Below are 23,185 nucleotides of genomic sequence, written 5' to 3'. Positions count from 1 at the left end.
GATGGATAGCACCCCCCTGCCCCCGCAGATCGACATCAATGGCGTTCAGTTCAACGCAACCGCAGGTCAGCGACCCGTGCGGGTCGACGGGGCTGTCACGATCTCGGAATTGTTCCAGAGCCGCTGCGCTGATCTGGGGGATCGCACGGCGCATCGGGAAAAAGACCTGGGGATCTGGAGATCCTACTCGTGGGCCGATTATTGGCAGCACGCCAAGTGGATCGGGCTTGGCTTGCGTAAGTTAGGGCTTGAGCGCGGTCAGGTCGTCTCGATCCTGTCCGAGGACCGCAAGGAATGGGCGTGGTTCGACATGGGCATTCAATGTGTCGGCGGGATTTCATCCGGCATCTATACGACCGATGCGGCCAGCCAAGTGCAATATCTGATCAACGACAGCACCAGCCGCTTTCTGATCGTTGAAGACGAAGAGCAACTGGACAAGTTTCTCGAGGTCGAAGACGCGGTTCCCGATTTGAAGAAGGTCATCATCCTTGAAGATGAAGGTCTGCATGACCTCGACCACCCGCGCTGTATGATGATCGACCAGCTTTACGCCCTTGGTCAGCAGGCAGAGGCAGAGGGCTCGGGCCGGTTCGAAGCCGAAATCGCCCAAGCCCGACCATCCGACACCGCCTTGCTGGTCTACACATCGGGCACAACGGGCCAGCCCAAAGGCGCGATGCTGAGCCATGAGAACATTCTGGCTGCCATGGAAAGTGGCGCGCGGGCCCTGCCTGCAAAGGCCAGCGATGAACAGCTCTGCTTCCTGCCGCTATGTCATATTCTGGAGCGCGATGTTTCGGTCTATTTCCCGTTGGCCTCCAAATGCACGGTGAACTTCGCGGAAAGCCCGGAAACGGTGTTTGCGAACCTGCAAGAGGTCTCGCCCACCACCTTCACCGCTGTGCCGCGCGTGTGGGAGAAGATTTATGCTCAGGTCCAGATCATGTCACAGGACGCAACGCGCTTTGGGCGGGTTGCATTTGGTCTGGCAGTTAAGGCCGGTCTGGCGCGGGCTGAGTACCTGAGCAGAGGACAGCCTGTTCCGGCGGGTATCGCCACCCAATTCTGGGTTTGGGATCATCTGGTCCTGCGCAACCTACGCCGAATGCTGGGCATGGACAAGATGCGCCGAGGGGGGTCTGGTGCGGCCCCAATCTCGCCTGATCTGTTGAAATGGTACTGGGCGATTGGTGTACCGCTGGTCGAAGGGTTCGGCATGACCGAAACCGCAGGTCTGGCATCGCTGAACACCACTGATGAGAACCGTATCGGAACCATCGGGCGTGCGGCTGAGGGGTGCGATATCCGGGTCTCGGACGAAGGTGAGTTGCAGATCAAAGGTCTGAACATCTTTCAGGGCTATTGGCGTAACAACGCCAAGACGGCTGAAAGCTTCACCGATGATGGATGGCTGCGCACCGGCGATGTCGGAACGATTGACGCGGATGGCTATGTCTCGATCACCGGTCGAATGAAGGACATAATCATCACGGCAGGCGGTAAGAACATCACCCCTGCCGAGATTGAAAGTCGGCTGAAGTTTAGCCACTACGTCTCGGACGCCGTGATTGTTGGCGATCAGCGTAAGTACCTGACAGCGCTCATCATGATCGATCAGGAGAATGTCGAGAAATTCGCGCAGGACCGAAAGATCCCTTTTTCGAACTTCGCCTCACTTTGCGCAGCACCTGAGATCAAAGAGCTGATCGGGGCCGAGGTCGCTTCGGTAAACGCGGATTTCGCCCGCGTCGAACAGGTCAAGGATTTCAGGCTAATCGACGTGTTGTTGACCGCCGAAGATGAAGAACTGACCGCGACGATGAAACTGAAACGCGGCGCCGTGGAAAAGAAACACGCACATCTGATTGAAGACATGTACACTTAACCAAAGCACGAAACGGGAGGAGAACTATGAGCAAGCTGATAAACCGGCTAACGGTCGCTGCGGCTTTGACAGCGTCAGCCACGATGGGCTGGGCACAAACGCAGGGTGTGACCGATGATGAGATCGTGATCGGTGCGGTCAATGACCTTAGCGGTATTTTCGCCGCCGTGGGCGTTCCGGCGACCAAAGGCGCGAATGTGGTCTTTGATCGAGTCAATGCGGCAGGCGGCGTTCATGGTCGCACGATCCGCTATGTGGTCGAAGACAATGGCTATCAGATGCCGCGCGCGATGCAGGGCTATAACAAGCTGCTGAACCGCGACAAGGTATTCGCCATGCTGCAATCGCTGGGCACGCCCATGAACCTGGCCGGGTTCAAACTGCTGGATCCGAAAGGCATTCCCAACGTTGCCCCTCTGACCGCTGCACGGCAAATGCTGCAAGAGCCGGTCAGGAACAAGTTCACGTCGTTCTCAACCTATTACGACCAGGCGCGCGTTGGCGTGAAATACCTGGCGGGCGAGTTCGGGTCGCAGGCCGTTTGCACTATGTATCTGCCAACCGATTTCGGTGAGGAAATACTGGAAGGTAGCAAATCAGGCGCGGAAGAGGCTGGTATCTCATTTGCTTCGGAAACCACGCACAAACCGGATGAAACGGATTTTGTAGGCTCGTTGAGCAAACTTAAGGAAGATGGCTGCGATATCGTCACCATCGCTCTTGGGGTGCGTCAGGCCATCACCGTTGTTGGAACCGCCAAGAAGATGGGCCTAACGGATATGAAATTCCTGGGTACATCTGCCAGCTTCCTCACCGTTGTGGCACAGGTTCCGGGTGGTGTGACCGACGGATTTTATGCCGCTGCATCCTGGCAGGACCTATGGGCGCGCGCGGATGAACCCGTCCCTGCCGCGTTTATCGAGGAATACAAGGCCGCAACGGGCGAAGATCCGGTTGGCTTTGCAATGCTGGGCTATTCCGCCGCTGAGATGATGGTCAAAGCGCTAGAGGCCGCCGGCCCAGACTTGACCCACGATAGCTTTATCGCCGCGATGGAATCGCTGGACTATACGGATGAGTTGGTCGGCAACCACATCTCGTACAGCGCAGACGATCATCAGGGCGCCGATACGGTCTTTGTGAATGTGGTGGAAAACGGAGCCTGGAACCTCGTCTACGAGGAATAGGCCATCCAATGAAAGGGGCTGCGGCCCCTTTCGCACTCTCAGGCCTTAAGCAATTTCTTTAGTCTTTTCCGCAATTTCTGCGCTCTGGGCCGGGCATAGATCTGAGCTGGCGTCAGAGTTGCATACCCACCGTGATCGATTACGCGAAATCCCGTCTGGGCATTCACGATCAGAAACTGGTTGAACGGAAGCGTATAGATCGGCAGCCCCTGCGCCTCGCAGAAATAAATGGCATAGGGGAAAACCTCGCTGGGGCTATATTCTTGGCTATGCTGCCAGATCGTCTTGGTGAAATCATCGCCGCCAATGAACCCATCCTTGCGGATCTTCGGTAGCATCGCATGAAGATCAATGGTGATCCCACGCAAGGTGTGATCGCCGTCGATATACGCCAAGTCCAGTGAGCGGTCTGGTATATGCGACTGGGCGTTACGTGTTGTGTCGCGAATTTCAGTCACCTTGTCCAGAAACGGGCTGACCCGTCTGAGCGCTTCGTTTCGGATTTCTTCGAACTCGATATCCGTTTTGTTGGCAGGCTTGTTCCAGTCCGGCAGATTCCGCCATGGATCGATCAGGGTATAGTGTTCAATTTGGGCGACCTGTGTCAGCAGGGTTTCGGCAAACTGGCCTTTCCAGACCCCAACCTCACAAACAGATCTACACTTCAGCCGCGAGCTGAGATTGACCCACAATTGATGCCGGTCCTGACTAACCCCGATCGCCTGTTCAATAATTTCGTCAAGCTCTGCCGTGTCCATGGGTGCCTCGATCTACGCGACAACCCTAGGCCACCGCTTTGAAAGGAAACTACGGTCTTCTAACAGTCTGTACTCTTCGAGATCAGGTTTACACGAATTGGCAGCGCTGGTTTCAGAAATTCAGACAAGCAGCGCATTGTTGCCTATCAGAACAAAAAAAGGGCGCCTGCGATTGCAGACGCCCGATTTGAAATCTGGAAGCATTTGTGATTAACGCTTCGAGAACTGGAACGAACGACGCGCCTTGCGCTTACCGTATTTCTTACGTTCCACAACGCGGCTGTCGCGGGTCAGGAAGCCAGCGGCTTTCAGAGCGCCACGCAGGTTGGGATCATAAAGCTGCAACGCTTTCGAGATGCCGTGCTTAACCGCACCGGCTTGCCCGGTCAGGCCACCGCCTTTGACGGTTGCGACAACGTCGAACTCACCCTCAACACCAGCAACCTGGAACGGCTGGCGCAGGATCAGCTGCAGAACGGGACGCGCGAAATACTTGTCCTGGTCTTTGCCGTTCACGGTGACCTTGCCGGAGCCCGGCTTGATCCAAACGCGGGCAACAGCGTCTTTACGCTTGCCGGTGGCATAGGAACGACCCAGCTCGTCACGTACGGGTTCACGCACGATGACTTCTTCGGCCACGGTTTCAACGCCTGCGACGGCGCTCAGCTCTTCGAGAGTATTGATCTGATCAGCCATCGGTCATTAGCTCCGGGTGTTTTTCTTGTTCATGGACTTAACGTCCAGAACTTCGGGCGCTTGCGCCTCGTGGGGATGCTCAGCACCGGCATAAACGCGCAGATTGGTCATCTGCTGGCGCGCCAGACGGTTGCCCGGCAGCATGCGCTTGACCGCTTGGGTCACGACGCGCTCGGGGTGTGCACCCTCAAGGATCTGCTGCTTGGTGCGCGACTTGATGCCGCCCGGGTGGCCCGTGTGCCAGTAGAAGTTCTCTTCGCGCTTCTTGCCGGTCATCTGGATTTTGTCAGCGTTGATCACGATGACATTGTCGCCCATGTCCATGTTCGGGGTGAACGACGCTTTGTGCTTGCCACGCAGGCGCATGGCGACGATCGAAGCAAGACGGCCCAGAACAACGCCTTCTGCGTCGATCAGGATCCATTTCTTGTCGATGTCTGCAGGTGTTGCAGAAAAGGTTTTCATGGCAGGATAGTCCTGTTTGATGTGAAAGACCGCCCCAGCGGAGCAGCCCGAATTCGATGGACGGGTTTTATGGGGTGAACGCATGCAGGTCAAGCGCGCAAAGATAGATTTACTTGTTAGATAACAATGCTTTAAAAAATAGGTATTATTTTACCCCACATTATTCCACACATCTTTTAGCAAAACCCAGCGCATCCACATCGTAGGGCCATTCCCCAAGTCAAGTGATTGGTTATCCACGTATCGTGCCCCTATTTTTGCTGTCGCTTTTTGCGATCGAATATTGGAAGGGTCGATATGAAACCAGACTTGGTCCCAATCCTGAAAAGCATAATCAAGCATCAGCGCCTTTACCGCCCGATTACTGGTGCCGCCCCAATGATCCACAGTCAGAAAACTATACCCAATCGCGATCCCCCCGGGAACCTCGGGTGGATTGTAGTATTTTGAACATCCCACGACCCGACCACCTGTGTCCCGGACTGTCACAGCACCTTCTGTCGCAAGCAGGAACTCAAAATAAGGGCCAAAAACATCTCTTTTATGCCTCGTCCTTGCCGGGTGACCGGCCCAGATCACTGGGTCGCTAGCGGCAGCATAGAGCGGCTCGAAATCGGCTTCTGTCATTGGGTCAATTACAAACCCGCCGCCGCGCAATTGGGGGATATGCATTAACCCAGTCACCTTAGACCGAGATCTGTTCCGGTGGATTGTCCAGCAAAGACCGCAGGCGCATCATGGCGTCTTCAAATCGTTGCAGCGAGACATGTCCGTTCATGGCAATGCGCACCGCATTTGGTGCACGACCATCCCGCAATGCGAATTCATCCGCAGACCGCAACTGTATCCCCTCTCGCTCAGCCGCGCGGCTAAAGGCAGCGGCGCGCCAACCCGACGGCAGGTTCAGCCAGACAAACGGGACATCGGGGGCCCAGTTCAGATCAAACCCACCTAGGGCGTTTACTGTGATGTGAACATATTCCGTCATCCTACTACGTACGTCTTGTGCAATCTGGCGCGTTCTAGGGTCAGACAGAAGCAGACGGGTTAACTCGGCCAAGGGCTGAGCCAAGCCAAAATACCCATATTCGGCAGACCGTCGCAAACCCACGCTGCGTTCACGCGGAGCGATGGCAAAGCCAACCCGCAGGGCTGGGGTCAGAATCTTCGAGATCGAAGACACATGCCACCCACGCTCGGGCGCAAGGGCGCGGAAACTGGGTTCTTTGGCGTCCCCCATGCGATAGCAATCATCCTCAACGATCTGAACATCGAATTTCCGCGCAATTTCAACGATTTCTTTGCGCCTTTCCAAAGGCGTGTGTGTTGCGGTTGGATTTTGCACTTCGGGTGACACACACACCGCCTGCGCCGGGGTTTGGCGCAGAACATGTTCCATTGCGCCGGGATCGATACCCCATTTGTCCATTCGGATGCCGACCACCTCGGCGCGCATCAACTCTCCGGCACGACGGAAACCGGCGTAAGACAGGTCCTCGACCAAAACGACCGGCTTGGGCCCTTGCAGGATGGTTTGAAACACCAGGCACAGCCCATTCTGCCCCCCATGGGTCAGGACAATGTCATCATCGTTCAGCGGGCCTAGCGGAAGATCCGAAAGCCAATCAACCACAGCCTGTCGCATGGGCTGATACGCATCGCGTGTGGGGTAGTTCATGAATAATGCGGGATCGGATTGAGAGACTTTCTGCAAGCACTCGCGGATCAACGACACCTGCCCCATATCCACCAGCCTGGGGCTGAACAGGCTGACATGGTGGGTGTTCTGCGCCTCGGCCAGATGAAGTTGCCGGGACCAGACATCATCCAGAATCGGAGATTTTGGCGGGGCTACGAATGTACCACGTCCGACCTCGGCTTGTAGCAACCCCTCATCGGTGAGAATCGTATAGGCGCGCGCGACAGTGCCGGGTGTAATATGCAATCGATACGCCAGTTCTCGCACCGGTGGCAGTTTAGTGCCGATACCTAAAGTTTTGTTATCAATAGCTTTTCGTATTGTGTCGGCAACCAGAGTATACTTTGGCCCCTTGGACTTTGGCAGCGTGCTTGGCCAAATTGTATCCATTACAATTCTTCCTTTGCGTTTGACACAATCTTGAATGTATCAAGTACACATATCGAACATCAATGCTTTGTGTCAATACAATTGGAAAGGAATACTGAGATGACACGCACAATGCACAACCCCGCCCTCTTGCTGCTGAACGACAGCCCCCGGTTGCCGCTGATCGCCGCGCTGGCCGTGCGGTTTGCGGCGGCGGTCACTCAATGGGAACGCCGTCGTCGCAGTCGCATTAACCTGAGCTATCTGGATGACAGGCTTCTTGAGGATGTTGGTCTGACCCCAATGCAGGCCAAACGTGAAGTAAGCCGCCATTTCTGGCAGCTCTGATTGATCCCCAGTCCCATTTTTTGGGACCTCTTCCTGGGCCGGGGTTTATCCCCGGCCTTTTTTATCCGTACTTGGCCGCAGCCGACCCTGCCGGTGGAAGCGAATAGGTCATACTGGCCCGAGCAACGGGCTGATCTGAGCCTTCGGAGTAGATCAGCACATCCCCGACAGCCAGGCTGCGCCCGAGTTTCAGCAACCGACATGTGGCAACCAGGTCTTTACCGCCTTCGGGTTTTCGCAGAAAATCCAGCGAACTGTTGGTGGTTACGGCAAGCGACTGGCGACCTTTGCGCGCCAGCACCATGGCGTAGACACAGACATCCGCCAGACCGAACATCGAAGGGCCAGACACTGTACCACCGGGGCGCAAGTGACGATCTGCCACAACAAGGCGCATGGTGATGCTGTCCTCATCCAGCGCCTCGACCACGAAGTCCTTGTGGACCTGTGGGAATACCTCGGCCAGGTATTGTGACAGTTCGTCCTTGTTCAGCGCCAATCCCATGCTTCCCCTCCTGTATCTTGCGCCCTAGAGTTGGCCCAACAGCCAGCAGGAGGGCAAGATGGCAATTTTGGAACGTAACGACACTGGCGCGGTCGCGCAGCTTCGATTGAATGCGCCGGATCGGTTGAACGCCCTGAGCGACGAGATGCTGGCAGCCCTGCAAGCTGAGTTCGACAACCTGCGCGAAGACAGGTCGATCCGCGCCATTACCCTGTCGGGTGCGGGCAAAGCCTTCTGCGCCGGGCATGACTTGAAACAGATGACAATAGGCCGGCAATCCGAGGATGGCGGCAAAGCTTACTTTCAGGATCTGTTCAATCGCTGTGCCAAGATGATGATGTCTATCCAGTCCCTGCCACAGCCCGTTGTCGCGCAAGTGCACGGCATTGCGACTGCGGCAGGCTGTCAGTTGGTGGCAACCTGCGATCTTGCCGTTGCAGCTGAAGGCACACGTTTTGGCGTGAATGGCGTGAATATCGGGCTGTTCTGTTCGACACCTATGGTCGCACTCAGCCGTAATATCCCCAGAAAACTGGCCTTTGAGATGCTGACAACTGGTGATTTCATCACTGCCGAACGCGCGGCAGAACTCGGCTTAGTCAATCGCGTGGTGCCTGAAATGTTGCTGGAACACGAGACAATTTCGCTTGCAGAGCAGCTGGCCAGCAAGTTGGGAAGTGCGGTGAAAATCGGGAAAGAAGCGTTTTATCAACAGCTTCAGATGCCACTGGATCAGGCTTATACCTATACCGGAGAGGTAATGGCGCAGAATATGCTGCATCGGGATACCGAAGAAGGCATTTCCGCCTTTATCGAGAAACGCCCCCCGAATTGGACCCAATAACGCAATTGTCAGGTATATTTTTTGCCACTGTTTTCATTTTTGCACTTTTCAAAAGGGCAGCACTGTGGCAAAGCTGAGACGAGGCTGAGGCCTTGGACATACTTTTGGGTCGCCGTGGGCGGAAGGTCCCTCCAAGCTGGTTTCTCTCACCGGCGTTGACATTCCCGCAGCGGCGACCCCAAGACCTCCCGTAAATTCAGCGCTACAGTCTTACGGGTGAGTTGCGTCCACTTGCCCCCTGCCCTATGTGGCAGCGCATGACTCAAGTTTTACATATCGTGGGCGGCGGCATGGCCGGGTCCGAGGCCGCATGGCAAGCCGCAGAGATGGGCGTGGATGTAGTTATCCATGAAATGCGCCCCACTATCGGCACCTTTGCGCACCAGACAGGCAACCTTGCCGAAATGGTGTGCTCAAACTCTTTTCGCTCAGACGATGATGAACAAAATGCTGTTGGTCTGCTGCATTGGGAGATGCGCGCCGCGAACGGGCTGATCATGACCACAGCTGATGCGCACCGCCTGCCTGCTGGGGGCGCGTTGGCGGTTGACCGCGATCCGTTTGCCGAAGACGTCACCGCCAAGTTGCGCGCCCATCCCCGTGTGAGCGTCACCGATGAAGAAGTCACGACCCTGCCCGATGATGGGCATTGGATCTTTGCCACGGGTCCGTTGACTTCGCCCGCTCTGGGTGAAGCGATCCGGGCTGAAACCGGGGCCGAGGCGCTGGCATTCTTTGATGCGATCGCGCCGATTGTCTATGCCGACAGTATTGACATGAGCCAAGCCTGGATGCAGTCGCGCTATGATAAGGGCGAGACGGAGGAGGAACGCACCGCCTATCTGAACTGCCCGATGGACCGCGATCAGTATGAGGCATTCATTGATGCTCTGTTGGCCGCCGACAAGACCGAATTTCACGAAGGCGAAACCGCGGGGTATTTCGACGGCTGTTTGCCCATCGAGGTGATGTCGGAGCGCGGACGCGAGACCCTGCGTCATGGTCCGATGAAACCCGTTGGCCTGACCAACCCGCATCAACCGGATGTAAAACCGCATGCCGTTGTGCAATTGCGCCGCGATAATGCCCTAGGCACGCTGTTCAATATTGTGGGCTTCCAGACCAAGATGAAATACGGCGCGCAGACCGAGGTGTTCCGCATGATCCCTGGCCTGGAAAACGCGAGCTTCGCGCGCCTGGGCGGTATCCATCGGAATACGTTTATCAACTCGCCCACCCTTTTGGACGCGCAGATGCGGCTAAAGTCGAAACCGAACATCCGCTTTGCCGGTCAGATCACCGGGGTTGAAGGCTATGTTGAAAGCGCTGCGATGGGTCTGCTGGCCGGACGCCTGGCCGCGGCAGAAATTCTAGGGCACTCGCTGCCCGAGGTGCCGCAAGACAGTGCGATGGGCGCTTTGATCCACCACATCACGGGCGGGGCTGAGGCAAAGACCTTTCAACCGATGAATGTGAATTTCGGCCTATTTCGCCCGGTCGATGGCCTGAAAGGCGGTCGTCGGGGACGCAAGGACCGTTACAAAGCCTACACAGATCGCGCCAAAACGGAATGGAACAACTGGTTAGGCGCTTGCTGACTGGACGAAGCTTAAAGGTTCAGCCTACCATCTGCATATGAGCGACGAATTTTTTAGAAGCACCTACGATCTGGAAACCCCCGAACAGACTGAGGCCCACTACCAAAAATGGGCCGCGACCTATGAGGCCGAAGTGGCGGAGCAAGGCTATGCCACTCCGGATCGCGTGGCTCAGGCGCTCTGGTCGCAAAAGCCCGAATCTCAGACGCCGGTTCTGGACTATGGTTGCGGCACCGGTCTGTCAGGGGTCGCGTTGCGAAATGCCGGTTTCGAAGTCATCGACGGCATGGACCCAACCGCCAACATGCTGGCAGTTGCAAAAACCAAAGGCGTCTATAGAACACTGTCCAACTTTGAGATCACCGATCCTGCGCCGCTTACCAATGGCGCTTATACCGCGATCACGGCCATCGGTGTCATCGGAGCGGGTGCAGCCCCACCTGAGACACTGGATATGCTGATGCACGCGCTGCCCAAAGGTGGAATGCTGTCGTTTTCCTTCAACGATCACACACTTGCGGATCACACCTATACAGCGCGGCTGAACGACTGGTTGGATATAGGGGCGGCACGACTTTTGTTCCGCGAACACGGTCCTCATTTGCCGGGTCTGGGCATGAAGTCCGACGTGTATGTATTAGAAAAAACGTGACATTCACCACGCGCTTTGCGCCATCTCCGACGGGTCCTTTGCATCTGGGGCACGCCTATTCGGCGTTGCTGGCGCACGACATGGTGGCGTCTGAAGGTGGTGAATTCCTGTTGCGGATCGAAGATATCGATCAATCCAGATCGCGCCCGCACTGGGAAGAACAGATCTATGACGACCTCACATGGCTTGGCCTGCGCTGGCCCAAACCCGTCATACGCCAATCCGAGCGTCAGGTAATCTACGATGCAGCGCTGGATAAACTCTGGCAGCGCGGCTTTCTGTACCCCTGCAGCTGCAACCGCAAAGATATTGCCGCAGCGGTCAGCGCCCCACAGGAAGGCGCACCGCTATTGGGCCCTGATGGTGTGATCTATCCGGGCACATGTCGGCATCGCGTACCAAAATCAGAAGATACACCCCGCCCACAAAACGAAGCGCTGCGCCTGGATATGGCCAAAGCGGCGCAACACGTTTTTAACAGTGACGCCTTAGCCGGACAGTTCACCGAACATGGCATAGGCCCCAATGGCGAAACCGGAACAGTCAAGTTTACGCCGCAAGAGTTGATCACAACGATCGGTGACGTCGTTCTGGCCCGCCGAGGTATGGGGACGTCGTACCATCTGTCTGTCGTTCTGGATGATGCAGCACAGGGCATCACGCGGGTTGTGCGCGGTCAGGATCTGTTTGACGCCACGCGCATCCATGTCCTGCTACAGGCCCTTCTGGAGCTGCCAGTCCCCGAATACTTCCACCACGATTTGATCCGTGACGACGCAGGCAAGCGCTTGGCGAAACGAGACGATGCCCGTGCGATATCGAAATACCGATCCGACGGTGCGAGCCCCGAAGACATCCGTGCGATGGTTGGTCTTTGACCACGCTGATTAGAATCAGGAATAAGCGCACTCAAGGCAGAGCGCGGGCCTTTATTCCATCGGTTTCATCAACTCGGTCTCATCCCCGTCCCGGATGGCGGTATAGAAACAGCTGCGCCGGTTCGTGTGACAGGCAGGACCTTTCTGATCGACCAGAACCAGCAGGCAATCCCGGTCACAATCAACGCGGAAATCGACCAACGCCTGCGTATGCCCCGAAGACTCACCTTTGATCCAGAAGGATTGCCGCGACCTTGACCAATAGGTAACCCGACCTGTTTCCAAGGTTCGTTCAATCGCCTGCGCGTTCATCCAAGCCATCATCAGAACCTCGCCTGATGCATGGTCTTGCGCGATGGCTGGAACCAGCCCTGCCTCATTATATTTCAAGGTTGCGGGGTCAAACACAATTGGATCAGACATCAGAAAAACCTTTTGCATCCCAAGGGCTGGCCACTATGTATGGGGAACACGCAACGAGGGAAAGCCATGAGTGGCGAAAACGATCTGATAAAGCTGTACTCCGCAAGAATTCTTGCGCTGGCCGCAGATATCCCCCATCTCGAACGGCTGGATAACCCCGATGCAACGGTTAAGAAACGCTCTCCCCTGTGCGGGTCGACCGTAACCGTGGATGTAAAAATGCAGGATGGGCGTGTCAGTGCTTTTGGGCAGGATGTCAAAGCCTGCGCGTTGGGTCAGGCTTCGGCTTCTGTTGTGGGTGAGGCAGTCATCGGCGCGACGCGCGCACAGATCGAAACGGCCCGGGATCAGCTTGCAGCGATGTTGAAAAAGGACGGCCCGGTTCCGGATGCACCGTTTGACGGGCTTGAGGTTCTGATGCCGGCACGCGAGTATAAAAACCGCCACGCCTCGATCCTGCTGTGTCTGGACGCCGCGGCCGAAGCGATCGGACTTGCCGAACAGGCCAACTGCGCCTGAGCGTAGCTTTTCCAAACTTTCCCGTCTAACCTCGCCAACTACTGGTTAGAGGGGTTTGGTGTGGACAATTTACTTGAGCATTTTGTAACCCTATGGGTCGTGATCGACCCAATTGGGACTATCCCGGTTTTCATCGCAGTGACCGCAGGTCTTGCGGCATCGGCCCGCAGACGGGTCGCCGTTCTGGCCGCACTGATCAGTGCCGGGGTCCTGCTGTTCTTTCTGGTCTTCGGCCAATTGCTGATCGAAGCGCTGGATATCGGCTTGAACTCGTTTCAGGTCGCTGGCGGCATCATTCTATTCCTGTTCGCGTTGACCATGATCTTTGGTGAAAGCAAGCAGGATGTCGAACAGCGCGCAGCCGAAGATGACAAAGACGACAAAACCCATAAGCACAATCCAGCGATCTTTCCGTTGGCGGTGCCGTCACTCGCCTCGCCTGGCGCGATGCTTGCGATCGTCATTCTGACCGACAACAACCGCTACAGCGCCGCAGATCAGGGCATCACCGCCTTGGTCATGCTGTCTGTGCTGGTGTTCGCCTTTGTTCTGATGTTGCTGGCCGAGCCGATCATTCGTCTGATCGGTCATTCCGGGGCTGCCATCATCAGCCGCGTTATGGGCATGATCCTGGCCTCAGTCGCCGTCAATTCGGTTTTATCGGCCATGCTGGAAATCATGAAAACTGGTCAACTATAAAAAAACCGCCGCTCCTTCCGGGCGGAATGGGCGGCGGCAGTCTATGCGTGTCTCGCGTGGGGTCCGGAACGCCGCGCGGGGCCGAGGCATGGCCCCTTCAAGGGATTTGGGACAGGCAGGTCACCCTTGATCGTAATGGGGATGACAGGCGCGGGTTGATCGGCACGAGATCGCAGGCAGAAAGGCTTAGAATCCAACGGGAAGGTGAAGGGCAACCATCAGCATGACAACCAAGGACGCAACCCCCGCGACATCCTGCAGGATGGTCGTGTGCGAACGGCTAAACGCGGTCTTGATCTGGGTCAGCATTGGGTCACCTCCGGTTGAAGATTTAATCCTTTGTTGACCTTTTGTTCTCATATTTGACCGAGTCGGTAAAGAACTTTTTAAGAACATTTGTGAACTTTAAGGGATTATTTGCCTAACCCACTGAAATCAAACGGATCGCCTGATCCTGTTTCATCAGCCATAACAGAACACGCGCGGCTTTCCCTCGGTCCGAGGTCAATTTCGGGTCCTTGTTCAGCAGCGCACGGGCATCTGATTGCGCCACCGCCATCAATCCGGCCTGCCGTTCGAGATCGGCAATGCGAAACTTTGGCAATCCTGACTGTGCGGTTCCGATCAGATCGCCCGCACCGCGCATCTGCAGATCGGTTTCCGAAATACGAAAGCCGTCTTCGGTTTCTCGCAGCACTTCCAATCGTTTGCGCCCGCCTTCGCTGAGCGGCGGTTGATACATCAACAAACAGGTTGACTCCGCATCACCTCGACCGACGCGCCCGCGAAGCTGATGCAGTTGAGCCAGCCCAAAAATCTCGGCCCGTTCGATCACCATGATCGTGGCATTTGGCACGTTTACACCAACTTCGATGACGGTCGTGGCCACCAATACTTTGGTGTCGCCGTTTTGAAAGGCTGCCATGGCCTGGTCTTTCTCGGCTGGCGGCATCTGGCCATGAACAAGACCGACAACTCCTTCACCTAGAATAGCACGCAGGCGTTTGAACCTTTCTTCGGCGGCGGTGAGGTCCGATACCTCGGATTCGTCCACTAAAGGACAGACCCAGTAGCATTGCCGCCCCTCATCAATCGCACGACGCAGATGCGCGACAACCTCATCCATACGGCCCGTGCTGACAATGGCGGTCTTGATTGGCTTCCGGCCAGGCGGCTTTTCATCCAGAACCGAGACATCCATGTCGCCATATTGCGCCAGTGCAAGACTCCGCGGAATTGGAGTGGCCGTCATCACCAACACATCCGCCCCCTGCCCTTTATCTGACAATTCCATCCGCTGGCGCACGCCAAACCGATGCTGTTCGTCAACGATGGCAAGACGCAGCGCGTGAAACTCCACGTCATTCTGGAACACCGCATGGGTTCCAACCAGAATCTGAATGTTCCCTGCCTTCAACGCTGCCAGCTTCGCCCGCCTCTCGGCCCCTTTGTCGCGCCCTGTTAGAATTTCCAGCACCACGCCGGCCTCTTCAGCCAGTGGGCGCAATCCCTCCAGATGCTGCCGCGCCAAGATCTCGGTCGGGGCCATCATCACGCCCTGCCCGCCGGCTTCGACAGCAATCAGTAGGGCCATGAAGGCGACCAGCGTTTTCCCGGCTCCCACATCGCCCTGCAACAGACGGTTCATGCGCGTACCCGACGCCATATCGGCCGAAATCTCTTCGATGGCGCGGGTTTGCGCCCCGGTTGGACGATAAGGCAGGCTTCCCAAGACCCTCGATTGCAACGCTCCGGTTCCAACGCTGACGATACCCCGCGCTTTACGCTCGATCTGGCGCGCCAAAGCCAGCGTCAACTGATGGGCCAGAAGCTCATCATAGGCCAGACGCTCTCGTGCGGGTGAAAACGCCGCCACATCATCTGCGCCCTGCGGGTTATGGGCCGCCTCGACAGCCCCCTTCCAACCCGACCACTTCTGTTGCGTCACCTGGGCCGGATCGATCCATTCGGCCAGGTCTGGCGCGCGCGCCAAAGCACTGCGGGCGGCTTTGAAGGCGGTCTTTTGGGTGACGCCATGGGTCAGGTGATACACCGGTTCGAATTCCGGGATATCCTGCGCCTGCTCAACCGGAAGCATATGATCGGGATGGACCATCTGCGCCATACCATCAAACAACTCCAATTTGCCCGAGATCACGCGGCGCGAACCCTGTGGCAACAGTTTCTTCAGGTAATCGCCCCGTGCATGAAAGAACACGAGCTGGAAATCGGCCTGACTGTCTTCGACATGAATCCGATACGCACCACCTTTGTTGCGCGGTGGTCTGTGCGCGCCAACGGTTACCTCAACTGTCAAAGTCGATGGCAAATCAACGCCTTGAATGGTCTCGCGCCTGCGCCGATCAACCACCGCATAAGGCAGACCAAACAGCACGTCGCGCGGGCTTTCGATCCCACTTTGCGCCATGGCTTGCGCCGTTTTTGGGCCGACACCCTCCAGTGTTTCCAACCCGGCAAACAGCGGGAAGAGCTGTTCAGGCCGTCCACTCATGCGCCGTCAATCAGCTGTAGCCAGCCATCCTCATCCAGTGTTTCGATCCCCAGCTCAGCGGCTTTCTTGGCCTTGGACCCGGCACCTGGACCAGCGACAAGCAGATCGGTTTTCTTGCTGACCGAACCAGATACCTTAGCACCCAAAGCCTCGGCGCGGGCTTTGGCTTCGGCGCGGGTCATCTTTTCCAGCGTGCCGGTGAAGACGACGGTTTTACCCGCAACCGGGCTGCCTGTTGTATCGGGGCGCTTTGCCTCCTCTACCCGCAACTGGGCGACAAGATCATCAATGCTGGCTCGTTCCGCTTGTTGCGCAAAGGCGGAAACCAGCGCGCGGGCCATGACTTCGCCCACTCCGTCGATACCCAGCAGGTCTTCCCACTCGGGTCCATCGAAGGTGACCGCTGCGGTCACGGCGGTTTCGAACTCGGCCCAACTGCCATAGTGAGTGGCAATCAGGTTTGACGCGGCCTCCCCCATGTGGCGAATGCCCAAAGCAAACAACAAACGCCCAAACCCAATGGTGCGCTTTTCATCGATCGCGGCCCACAGATTGCCCGCGCTTTGCGCGCCCCACCCTTTGCGGTTGGCCAGTTTGGTCAGATTACCCGCATCGCGTTGTTGCAACGTGAAGATGTCGACAGGGGTTTTGATCGGCAACTCGGGGTCGTCATAAAACATCTCAATTTGCTTGGCGCCCAGACCTTCGATGTCAAACGCTTTGCGCGAAACGAAATGCTTCAGCTTCTCAACAGCTTGCGCGGGGCAAATCAGGCCACCCGTGCAGCGCCGGACCGCATCGCCTTCTTCGCGAATTGCCTCGCTGCCGCATTCGGGGCATCGCGTTGGAAAATCGAAAGGCACTGCGTCATCTGGGCGTTTGGAGATGTCGACATCTGCGATCTTGGGGATCACATCGCCGGCACGGTACACCTGCACCCAATCACCGACCCTAATATCCTTGCCATCGCGGATTTCACCGCCCTTGGCGTCACGGCCCGCGATATAGTCTTCGTTATGCAATGTGGCGTTTGAGACAACGACGCCGCCCACCGTAACCGGATGCAATCGTGCAACCGGGCTAAGCGCACCGGTTCGCCCGACCTGAATGTCAATTGATTCAAGGCGGGTCCAGGCCAGTTCGGCCGGAAATTTGTGGGCAATCGCCCAACGGGGTGTGGTTGACCGGAACCCCAATCGCGCCTGTAGTGCCAGATCGTTGACCTTGTAGACAACACCGTCGATATCATAGCCCAGCGTGGCGCGCTGTGCTTCGATCTGCCGATAATGGGCCAGCATTTCATCGGTGGCTTTGCATTCTCTGGTCAGCTCATTCGTAGAGAAACCAAACGCATTTAAGCGGTCAATCGCGCCTATCTGAGTATCAGAAAGCGGTTCTGACACCTCACCCCAGGCATAGGCGAAGAACCGGAGCGGCCGCGCGCGGGTGATTTCCGAATCCAACTGCCGCAACGACCCGGCCGCTGCATTTCTAGGGTTGGCAAAGGTCTTCCCGCCGCTTTCGGTTTGACGCTGATTGAGTGCGTCGAAATCTGCGTGCGACATGTAGACCTCGCCCCGAACCTCTAGAATAGCAGGTGCATTCTCGATGGTTTGAGGAATATCGGCCAGCGTCCGGGCATTGGCCGTGACATTCTCACCAACCTCTCCATCGCCTCGCGTTGCCGCTTGAATCAGCTTACCGTTTTCATAGCGCAACGAAAGGGACAGGCCATCGATCTTGGGTTCTGCGGTATAGGCGAGTGGTTTTGCGTCATCCAGCCCGAGGTATTTGCGGATCGACCGGTCAAAATCAGCCACATCCTCATCGTCGAACGCATTGCCTAGTGACATCATGCGCACGGCATGGGTTACCTTGGAAAACCCGTCTGCTGCCCGGGCGCCGACCTGATCACTGGGGCTGTCGGCGCGTTTGAGATGTGGGAATCGCGTCTCGATTTCGGCATTGCGCCGTTTCAGCGCATCGTAGTCTGCATCCGAAATCTCGGGCGCATCTGCGCCGTGATACAGTTGATTGGCCTGCAACAAAGCCTCGGCCAGTTGAGCAAGCTCGGCCCGGGCCTGATCTTCGGTCAGGTCTTTTGTTGGAATTGAATTGCCCATGGCCTCGCCCTGTCACGTCTTCTTGGACATCAGTGATAGGGCGAGGCCACGGCTAGGTCCAGACGTGCTGAGCCGTGAGTGTGGGTGCCGCCCTGGACCAACAGCGGCACAAGTGTTCGGATGTCAGGCGCCGACTGCGATACGGGTATCGTCCATGCTGTCGGATTGCGGATCACGCAGCACATAGCCACGGCCCCAAACCGTTTCGATGTAATTATCGCCGCCAGTTGCGTTGCTGAGTTTCTTGCGCAGCTTGCAGATGAAAACGTCGATAATCTTCAGTTCTGGTTCATCCATGCCGCCATAGAGGTGGTTCAGGAACATCTCTTTTGTCAGCGTTGTGCCCTTACGCAGGCTCAACAGCTCCAGCATCTGGTATTCCTTGCCGGTCAGGTGGACGGTCTGGCCATCAACGTCAACCGTCTTGGCATCCAGGTTAACAGCAACGCGCCCGGTATGGATCACCGATTGCGAGTGCCCTTTCGAACGTCGGATAATCGCATGGATACGGGCAACCAGTTCTTCGCGATGGAACGGTTTGGTCAAATAATCATCCGCGCCAAATCCAAAGCCTTTGATCTTGCTTTCCGTATCGTCAGCCCCTGACAGGATCAGGATCGGGGTTTCCACCCGCGCGATCCGCAATTGACGCAGCACTTCATGCCCGTTCATGTCCGGCAGATTCAGGTCCAGCAAAATGAGATCGTAATCATAGAGTTTTGCCAGATCGATCCCTTCTTCCCCCAAATCCGTCGCATACACGTTCAGGTTTGCATGCGTCAGCATCAATTCGATGCTTTTGGATGTGGTTGGATCATCCTCGACAAGAAGTATTCTCATTTCACTGCTCCAATTCAGGTCATAAAACTTCAATTCAATTCAAACCTGATCAAAAATGGTTAATCTGACGTTACCGTTGAATCATTTATTCACTTTCATCTTTAGGTTGTCGATATTTTTTTAGAGCTGTTACTTTCAATGCCTCGATTCCGTGTTCGGCGACGGCAGACACCCATGTGTTGAACTCTTCATCGCTGATGCCATATCGCTTCTTGGCGTCCGACAGAGTGATCAGGCCGTAAAGAACACCACGCACAACAATGATTTTGCGAGACGCGACCCAACGCCGTGTATCAGCGGGTGGAAGATCGGCGCGCGACAGAACCGTGCCATCTGGCAGGGTAACAGACCGTGGTCCTTCAACTTTGTGCAAATACATCTTTCTACCCTTTTCCTGCTGCGACAAAGCTGCCACCAGCCTACTTAATGTGGGGTGAAACCGCCCCTTGAGAGTGTGTAGAATTTTCCTATATTCTGCCGGTCTTTCTTAATCCGAACGGAATCGCCATGGCCCTCGCCGCCGAGACCCAACTCAATTCGCTTGGCTTTGCCAAACCACCTTCGGAAACGCGGGTGGTTGTTGCCATGTCTGGCGGTGTCGACAGCTCGGTCGTTGCTGCCTATCTGGCGGACCAAGGCTATGACGTGGTCGGTGTGACCCTGCAGCTTTATGACCATGGCGCCGCGTTGGCCAAGAAAGGTGCGTGCTGTGCCGGAATCGACATCCACGATGCGCGTCGCGTTGCCGAAGAGCGTGGGTTCCCGCACTACGTTCTGGACTACGAGAATATCTTCAAAGACGCGGTGATTGACGAATTCGCCGATAGCTATCTGGCAGGCGCGACCCCGGTGCCCTGTATCCGCTGCAATGAGCGGGTGAAATTCAAGGACCTGTTGGAAACCGCCAAAGATCTTGAAGCCGATTGTATGGCCACTGGGCACTATATTCAGCGCATGATGGGCCCTAGTGGCCCGGAACTGCACAGCGCCGAGGATGCGAACCGCGATCAGTCATATTTCCTGTTTTCGACCACGCCCGAGCAGTTGGATTTTCTGCGTTTCCCGCTGGGTCACCTGCCTTCTAAGGATGCGACCCGCGAAATGGCAGCGCAATATGGGCTGGCTGTGGCAGACAAACCTGACAGCCAGGATATCTGTTTTGTACCCAATGGCGACTATGCCAGCGTGATCGAGAAACTGCGCCCGGGTGCTGCGGAACCGGGTGAGATCGTGCATGCCGATGGCCGCATTCTGGCGCAACATAACGGAGTGATCCACTACACGATCGGTCAGCGCCGGGGCTTGGGCATTGGTGGCCTGAGCGAGCCGCTTTATGTGGTCAAGCTGGAAGTCGACAAGAAACAGGTTGTCGTCGGCCCCAAAGAAATGCTGGCCACCCGCACCATTCCCGTGCGCGAAATCAATTGGTTGGGGGACGAGCCCTTCACCGCGCGCAGCGAATGGCATTTGTCGGTCAAGGTCCGCTCGACCCGTCCCCCGCGCGAGGCGATTATCCGTCCCCTGTCCGACACGACCGCCGAGGTGGAGCTGCTGACGCCCGAGGAAGGGATTTCTCCAGGTCAGGCCTGTGTGTTCTATGCCAATGAAGGCAGCCGCATCTTTGGCGGTGGCTGGATCTGGCGCGGTTACTAGATCGCGTCAGTCCATGAGTTACTGAGGATGTAGATCCCAGCGCAGATCATTGCGTAAGGCACAAGCGCCTCAAGCCGTTGCGCCAAGCCTCCGGTCATGATTGGCGCGCGAGCGCCCAATAGTGCGAGCACACCGAGGGTGAGCGCCGCTGCTATGGCCCCAGCAACCCCGGCAAAGCGATAGCTCGGGGTGGAATCCGCCAAGAGCGGCGCGAGAACCGCAAACGTGTCCATCGACATACTGACAAACAGCAGCATGGTCACCAAGGTCGACGCACCTGCAGATATGCGTGCGCCCTGCTGTGTCTCATTCCCTCGGAGTTGGCGGAGAAGTCCGATGGTGCCAAGCCCCAAGGGGATCAATCCCAAATAGCCTGCCCAGTGCGGCACCACGTCATCGACCCCCAATGCCAGCAGGAAAGCAATGGTGATCACGATTATCTGCGCAAACAGGAACCCCGCAATGGCGCGACGCGGACCAGATACCATCATCAGCGCAACCAACGCGGCAAGATTGTCGAGATTGGTCAATATCTGCGCCGCAAAGGCCGAAGCAGCAAAGATCACATGATCCAACATCACGCGTTCATTCTGTCCAAAACAGCCCTTGCCGCGCGCAGACCCGGTGCCTCGCCATCGCGCCCAAGACGCTCCATGGTCGTTGCCATGGCCCGGTTCTGAGCATCCGGTGCGGCGGCCACTTGCTTTAAAGCATCCGCGATCTTCTTAGGATCGCAATCCTCAAGCAGGCATTCGGGCACGGCATGGCTATCCGAGACCAGATTAACCAGAGTGACCGTATCCAGCTTGACCATGCGTTTTGCGATCAACGTGGTCAGCCAGTTCAGATTATAGGCGATCACCATGGGCGTCGCCTGCGCTGCCAATTCTAACGAGACCGTACCCGAGGCCGCCAATGCCAGATCGGCGGCGGCAAAGGCCGCTCTTTTTTGCAACTGCGCCTTGTCCGAGGGCAGTTTGCGCGGATCAACAACAACCGGCTGACCGGGCCAGTCCTTGATGTGATCCGTAACGGCATCAACCATATGCGCAACCGCCGGAACCACGACGCGGGTGTCGGTACGATCTTTCAGGAACTCATCCAGTGCCGCACCGAAGATCGGGGCCAACCGTTCGACCTCACCCCGCCGAGAGCCTGGCAAAGCCAGCACGATTGGCGCATTGCCCAGATCATGATCCGCACGAAATTTCTGGATGTCCTGATCAGAGGCAATCGGTTCGTTCGCCACGGGATGGCCAACGAAATCACATTCCATCCCCGCACGTTCCATATAGGGCGGCTCAAACGGCAGAAGGGCCAGAACGTGATCAATCACCTTGGCCATCTTATCCGCCCGCCCCGGACGCCAAGCCCAGACGCTTGGGGCTACGTAGTGAACGGTGCGAATGTCGCTGGAGGCTTTGACGATCTTGGCTACACGCAGCGAGAAATCTGGGCTGTCGATGGTAATCAACACATCTGGCTGCATGTCCAGCACGGCTTGTGCAGTTTCAGATATCCGACGTTTCAGATGAAAGAACTTGGGCAGGACCTCGACCAGGCCCATTACACTAAGCTCGGACATCGGGAACCGGCTGTTCAAGCCCTGTGCCTGCATCAGCGGCCCGCCAACCCCACTGAATTCAACGTTTGGAACAAGGGTCTTCAACCCTTCCATCAGCGCACCGCCCAACCGATCGCCCGAAGGTTCACCGGCGACCAGAAAGACACGCATCAGACCGCCCTTTCGCGGACGAACAGGAACAGGCCCAGACGGTTGCAATCGGCGATCACCCGGTCGCGCTGCAACACCATGACACCGCCTTTTTCGATGACGATACCGGTCAACCCGGCTGCAACTGCGCTGGTCACGGTTTCGGGGCCGATGGCAGGCAAATCCACCCGCCGATCCTGAGCTGGCTTTGGCGCTTTGAACAGAATGCCACCACCTGCATCCGGACGTTGGGTCAAGGATTGCAACATCCAGGCAGTGCCAAAAATGCTTTCAACGGCCAAAGCCTGGCCTTTGGACACTGCGCAAGCTTGCCCGATATCGGCGCTGCCCATGGCACGTAGAATACCGGCCGCCCGGTCTGCATCGGCCAGATCGGCCTCAGATGGTTGCGCCTCGGTTAGGCAGCCCACAGACGGCAATAGGTCCGGTGCTATCTCATGAGCGGCTTTGACCGACAAGCCCGCATCCTCAAAGATACCAATGACCGCGCGCGACGCTCCGTCGTCGCCAGACGTCATGGCCTTTTGCAAGATCGGAACCAACGGCAAGGTCGCCGCATCAATACGCGCGGGATCGACACGCGGTCGCTGAACCGCCCCGGCCATGCAAAGCTCGGTCACACCGCGCGCTTTCAACTCAGCGATAAAGCTGCCCAGCTGTTCGAGCGGAAACACGATGTCTGGTCCTAGCGTATCCGGCTCAAACCCTTCCATCGCGCAGATCAACGGGCGCTCTGGTAAAGCGGCGGCGACCTCATCCGGCAAGACACCAGTGCCTGCGATCAATGCCAGCAT

Annotated in this window: 24 protein-coding genes and 1 pseudogene; 10 read left to right on the top strand and 15 right to left on the bottom strand. The window is 56.8% G+C overall.

Annotated features, from left to right (window positions below; all coding sequences use genetic code 11):
• The first annotated feature begins 1 nt into the window (after nt 1).
• Complete coding sequence (locus ACR0EL_RS03645) at nt 2-1,888, top strand: AMP-dependent synthetase/ligase (RefSeq protein ID WP_480498261.1); 1,887 nt, start codon at nt 2-4, stop codon at nt 1,886-1,888.
• Nucleotides 1,889-1,914: 26 nt separating this feature from the next.
• A complete protein-coding gene (locus ACR0EL_RS03640; protein WP_170536808.1) occupies nt 1,915-3,075 on the top strand; it encodes an ABC transporter substrate-binding protein in 1,161 nt (386 codons plus the stop codon).
• Between the two features lie 38 nt (nt 3,076-3,113).
• Here the strand turns inward: ACR0EL_RS03640 and ACR0EL_RS03635 are convergent, their stop codons facing one another.
• The 5 genes from ACR0EL_RS03635 to ACR0EL_RS03615 form a co-directional block, all read right to left on the bottom strand.
• Nucleotides 3,114-3,833, bottom strand: a complete 720-nt coding sequence (locus ACR0EL_RS03635) for a class I SAM-dependent methyltransferase (protein ID WP_480498258.1) — start codon at nt 3,831-3,833, stop codon at nt 3,114-3,116.
• Between the two features lie 210 nt (nt 3,834-4,043).
• Nucleotides 4,044-4,529 carry a 30S ribosomal protein S9 gene (gene rpsI / locus ACR0EL_RS03630; protein ID WP_010440030.1) on the bottom strand — a complete coding sequence of 162 codons (486 nt, stop codon included), beginning with the start codon at nt 4,527-4,529 and terminating at the stop codon, nt 4,044-4,046.
• A 6-nt stretch (nt 4,530-4,535) separates the two neighbouring features.
• Nucleotides 4,536-4,994, bottom strand: coding sequence for a 50S ribosomal protein L13 (gene rplM, locus ACR0EL_RS03625; RefSeq protein ID WP_039536983.1), 459 nt, complete (start codon nt 4,992-4,994; stop codon nt 4,536-4,538).
• Between the two features lie 150 nt (nt 4,995-5,144).
• The gene (locus ACR0EL_RS03620) at nt 5,145-5,666 is read right to left on the bottom strand and encodes a GNAT family N-acetyltransferase (protein WP_480498255.1); all 522 of its coding nucleotides are present in this window, start codon (nt 5,664-5,666) and stop codon (nt 5,145-5,147) included.
• A 13-nt stretch (nt 5,667-5,679) separates the two neighbouring features.
• The gene (locus tag ACR0EL_RS03615; protein ID WP_480498253.1) at nt 5,680-7,083 is read right to left on the bottom strand and encodes an aminotransferase-like domain-containing protein; all 1,404 of its coding nucleotides are present in this window, start codon (nt 7,081-7,083) and stop codon (nt 5,680-5,682) included.
• 99 nt (nt 7,084-7,182) lie between these two features.
• On the opposite strand from ACR0EL_RS03615, the gene ACR0EL_RS03610 reads away from it, so the two are divergent.
• A complete protein-coding gene (locus ACR0EL_RS03610; RefSeq protein ID WP_170536815.1) occupies nt 7,183-7,410 on the top strand; it encodes a YjiS-like domain-containing protein in 228 nt (75 codons plus the stop codon).
• 61 nt (nt 7,411-7,471) lie between these two features.
• On the opposite strand, the gene ACR0EL_RS03605 is transcribed toward ACR0EL_RS03610, so the two are convergent.
• The gene (locus ACR0EL_RS03605; protein ID WP_353007519.1) at nt 7,472-7,915 is read right to left on the bottom strand and encodes a PaaI family thioesterase; all 444 of its coding nucleotides are present in this window, start codon (nt 7,913-7,915) and stop codon (nt 7,472-7,474) included.
• A 49-nt stretch (nt 7,916-7,964) separates the two neighbouring features.
• Here ACR0EL_RS03605 and ACR0EL_RS03600 point away from each other — a divergent pair.
• From ACR0EL_RS03600 to gluQRS, 4 genes and pseudogenes are all read left to right on the top strand, one after another.
• A pseudogene (locus tag ACR0EL_RS03600) lies at nt 7,965-8,759 on the top strand (enoyl-CoA hydratase); the annotation flags it as partial.
• 257 nt (nt 8,760-9,016) lie between these two features.
• Complete coding sequence (gene trmFO / locus ACR0EL_RS03595) at nt 9,017-10,357, top strand: methylenetetrahydrofolate--tRNA-(uracil(54)-C(5))-methyltransferase (FADH(2)-oxidizing) TrmFO (RefSeq protein ID WP_480498250.1); 1,341 nt, start codon at nt 9,017-9,019, stop codon at nt 10,355-10,357.
• Between the two features lie 37 nt (nt 10,358-10,394).
• Nucleotides 10,395-11,009: a class I SAM-dependent DNA methyltransferase gene (locus ACR0EL_RS03590; protein WP_480498248.1), complete on the top strand. Its 615-nt coding sequence runs from the start codon at nt 10,395-10,397 to the stop codon at nt 11,007-11,009.
• Nucleotides 11,006-11,887, top strand: a complete 882-nt coding sequence (gluQRS, locus tag ACR0EL_RS03585; protein ID WP_480498246.1) for a tRNA glutamyl-Q(34) synthetase GluQRS — start codon at nt 11,006-11,008, stop codon at nt 11,885-11,887. The genes ACR0EL_RS03590 and gluQRS overlap by 4 nt, the downstream gene beginning before the upstream one ends.
• A gap of 51 nt (nt 11,888-11,938) precedes the next feature.
• On the opposite strand, the gene hisI is transcribed toward gluQRS, so the two are convergent.
• Nucleotides 11,939-12,328 (bottom strand): phosphoribosyl-AMP cyclohydrolase, encoded by a 390-nt coding sequence (gene hisI / locus ACR0EL_RS03580; protein WP_480498244.1) that lies wholly within the window; start codon nt 12,326-12,328, stop codon nt 11,939-11,941.
• Nucleotides 12,329-12,376: 48 nt separating this feature from the next.
• Here hisI and ACR0EL_RS03575 point away from each other — a divergent pair, with 48 nt between their 5' ends.
• Both ACR0EL_RS03575 and ACR0EL_RS03570 read left to right on the top strand, forming a co-directional pair.
• Nucleotides 12,377-12,829, top strand: a complete 453-nt coding sequence (locus tag ACR0EL_RS03575) for an iron-sulfur cluster assembly scaffold protein (RefSeq protein WP_480498242.1) — start codon at nt 12,377-12,379, stop codon at nt 12,827-12,829.
• A 60-nt stretch (nt 12,830-12,889) separates the two neighbouring features.
• Complete coding sequence (locus tag ACR0EL_RS03570) at nt 12,890-13,528, top strand: MarC family protein (RefSeq protein WP_480498240.1); 639 nt, start codon at nt 12,890-12,892, stop codon at nt 13,526-13,528.
• A gap of 186 nt (nt 13,529-13,714) precedes the next feature.
• On the opposite strand, the gene ACR0EL_RS03565 is transcribed toward ACR0EL_RS03570, so the two are convergent.
• The 5 genes from ACR0EL_RS03565 to sciP all read right to left on the bottom strand — a co-directional run bounded on the left by ACR0EL_RS03565 (nt 13,715) and on the right by sciP (nt 19,382).
• Complete coding sequence (locus tag ACR0EL_RS03565) at nt 13,715-13,837, bottom strand: hypothetical protein (protein WP_353007504.1); 123 nt, start codon at nt 13,835-13,837, stop codon at nt 13,715-13,717.
• Between the two features lie 112 nt (nt 13,838-13,949).
• The gene (recG, locus tag ACR0EL_RS03560; protein WP_480498238.1) at nt 13,950-16,040 is read right to left on the bottom strand and encodes an ATP-dependent DNA helicase RecG; all 2,091 of its coding nucleotides are present in this window, start codon (nt 16,038-16,040) and stop codon (nt 13,950-13,952) included.
• Entirely contained in the window at nt 16,037-18,163 is a 2,127-nt protein-coding gene (gene ligA, locus ACR0EL_RS03555) for an NAD-dependent DNA ligase LigA (RefSeq protein WP_480498236.1), read from the bottom strand. Before ligA ends, recG begins: the two co-directional genes overlap by 4 nt.
• Before the next feature lie 123 nt (nt 18,164-18,286).
• Nucleotides 18,287-19,003, bottom strand: coding sequence for a response regulator transcription factor CtrA (gene ctrA, locus ACR0EL_RS03550; protein ID WP_480498234.1), 717 nt, complete (start codon nt 19,001-19,003; stop codon nt 18,287-18,289).
• 85 nt (nt 19,004-19,088) lie between these two features.
• Nucleotides 19,089-19,382 carry a CtrA inhibitor SciP gene (gene sciP, locus ACR0EL_RS03545; RefSeq protein ID WP_480498430.1) on the bottom strand — a complete coding sequence of 98 codons (294 nt, stop codon included), beginning with the start codon at nt 19,380-19,382 and terminating at the stop codon, nt 19,089-19,091.
• A 128-nt stretch (nt 19,383-19,510) separates the two neighbouring features.
• Between sciP and mnmA the strand changes: the two genes are divergently transcribed.
• Nucleotides 19,511-20,656, top strand: a complete 1,146-nt coding sequence (gene mnmA / locus ACR0EL_RS03540; protein ID WP_480498232.1) for a tRNA 2-thiouridine(34) synthase MnmA — start codon at nt 19,511-19,513, stop codon at nt 20,654-20,656.
• Here the strand turns inward: mnmA and ACR0EL_RS03535 are convergent.
• The 3 genes from ACR0EL_RS03535 to ACR0EL_RS03525 are packed head-to-tail and all read right to left on the bottom strand — an operon-like array spanning nt 20,653 to nt 23,185.
• Nucleotides 20,653-21,234, bottom strand: a complete 582-nt coding sequence (locus ACR0EL_RS03535) for a hypothetical protein (RefSeq protein WP_480498230.1) — start codon at nt 21,232-21,234, stop codon at nt 20,653-20,655. The two genes, mnmA and ACR0EL_RS03535, sit on opposite strands and share 4 nt — an antisense overlap.
• Nucleotides 21,234-22,391, bottom strand: coding sequence for a lipid-A-disaccharide synthase (gene lpxB, locus ACR0EL_RS03530; protein WP_480498228.1), 1,158 nt, complete (start codon nt 22,389-22,391; stop codon nt 21,234-21,236). Before lpxB ends, ACR0EL_RS03535 begins: the two co-directional genes overlap by 1 nt.
• The gene (locus ACR0EL_RS03525; protein WP_480498226.1) at nt 22,391-23,185 is read right to left on the bottom strand and encodes an LpxI family protein; all 795 of its coding nucleotides are present in this window, start codon (nt 23,183-23,185) and stop codon (nt 22,391-22,393) included. The genes lpxB and ACR0EL_RS03525 overlap by 1 nt, the downstream gene beginning before the upstream one ends.

The sequence above is a fragment of the Ruegeria sp. AH12 genome (assembly GCF_056541465.1).
Note: the sequence above shows the minus strand (reverse complement) of the source record. Positions and strands in the feature narration are given on the sequence as shown.

Bases quoted from the DNA above. Each gene is read 5' to 3' on its own strand.
- ACR0EL_RS03645 (WP_480498261.1), top strand. From the start codon at position 2: ATGGATAGCACCCCCCTGCCCCCGCAGATCGACATCAATGGCGTTCAG.
- ACR0EL_RS03640 (WP_170536808.1), top strand. From the start codon at position 1,915: ATGAGCAAGCTGATAAACCGGCTAACGGTCGCTGCGGCTTTGACAGCG.
- ACR0EL_RS03635 (WP_480498258.1), bottom strand. From the start codon at position 3,833: ATGGACACGGCAGAGCTTGACGAAATTATTGAACAGGCGATCGGGGTT.
- rpsI (WP_010440030.1), bottom strand. From the start codon at position 4,529: ATGGCTGATCAGATCAATACTCTCGAAGAGCTGAGCGCCGTCGCAGGC.
- rplM (WP_039536983.1), bottom strand. From the start codon at position 4,994: ATGAAAACCTTTTCTGCAACACCTGCAGACATCGACAAGAAATGGATC.
- ACR0EL_RS03620 (WP_480498255.1), bottom strand. From the start codon at position 5,666: ATGCATATCCCCCAATTGCGCGGCGGCGGGTTTGTAATTGACCCAATG.
- ACR0EL_RS03615 (WP_480498253.1), bottom strand. From the start codon at position 7,083: ATGGATACAATTTGGCCAAGCACGCTGCCAAAGTCCAAGGGGCCAAAG.
- ACR0EL_RS03610 (WP_170536815.1), top strand. From the start codon at position 7,183: ATGACACGCACAATGCACAACCCCGCCCTCTTGCTGCTGAACGACAGC.
- ACR0EL_RS03605 (WP_353007519.1), bottom strand. From the start codon at position 7,915: ATGGGATTGGCGCTGAACAAGGACGAACTGTCACAATACCTGGCCGAG.
- trmFO (WP_480498250.1), top strand. From the start codon at position 9,017: ATGACTCAAGTTTTACATATCGTGGGCGGCGGCATGGCCGGGTCCGAG.
- ACR0EL_RS03590 (WP_480498248.1), top strand. From the start codon at position 10,395: ATGAGCGACGAATTTTTTAGAAGCACCTACGATCTGGAAACCCCCGAA.
- hisI (WP_480498244.1), bottom strand. From the start codon at position 12,328: ATGCAAAAGGTTTTTCTGATGTCTGATCCAATTGTGTTTGACCCCGCA.
- ACR0EL_RS03575 (WP_480498242.1), top strand. From the start codon at position 12,377: ATGAGTGGCGAAAACGATCTGATAAAGCTGTACTCCGCAAGAATTCTT.
- ACR0EL_RS03565 (WP_353007504.1), bottom strand. From the start codon at position 13,837: ATGCTGACCCAGATCAAGACCGCGTTTAGCCGTTCGCACACGACCATC.
- recG (WP_480498238.1), bottom strand. From the start codon at position 16,040: ATGAGTGGACGGCCTGAACAGCTCTTCCCGCTGTTTGCCGGGTTGGAA.
- ligA (WP_480498236.1), bottom strand. From the start codon at position 18,163: ATGGGCAATTCAATTCCAACAAAAGACCTGACCGAAGATCAGGCCCGG.
- ctrA (WP_480498234.1), bottom strand. From the start codon at position 19,003: ATGAGAATACTTCTTGTCGAGGATGATCCAACCACATCCAAAAGCATC.
- sciP (WP_480498430.1), bottom strand. From the start codon at position 19,382: ATGTATTTGCACAAAGTTGAAGGACCACGGTCTGTTACCCTGCCAGAT.
- mnmA (WP_480498232.1), top strand. From the start codon at position 19,511: ATGGCCCTCGCCGCCGAGACCCAACTCAATTCGCTTGGCTTTGCCAAA.
- ACR0EL_RS03535 (WP_480498230.1), bottom strand. From the start codon at position 21,234: ATGTTGGATCATGTGATCTTTGCTGCTTCGGCCTTTGCGGCGCAGATA.
- lpxB (WP_480498228.1), bottom strand. From the start codon at position 22,391: ATGCGTGTCTTTCTGGTCGCCGGTGAACCTTCGGGCGATCGGTTGGGC.
- ACR0EL_RS03525 (WP_480498226.1), bottom strand. From the start codon at position 23,185: ATGCTGGCATTGATCGCAGGCACTGGTGTCTTGCCGGATGAGGTCGCC.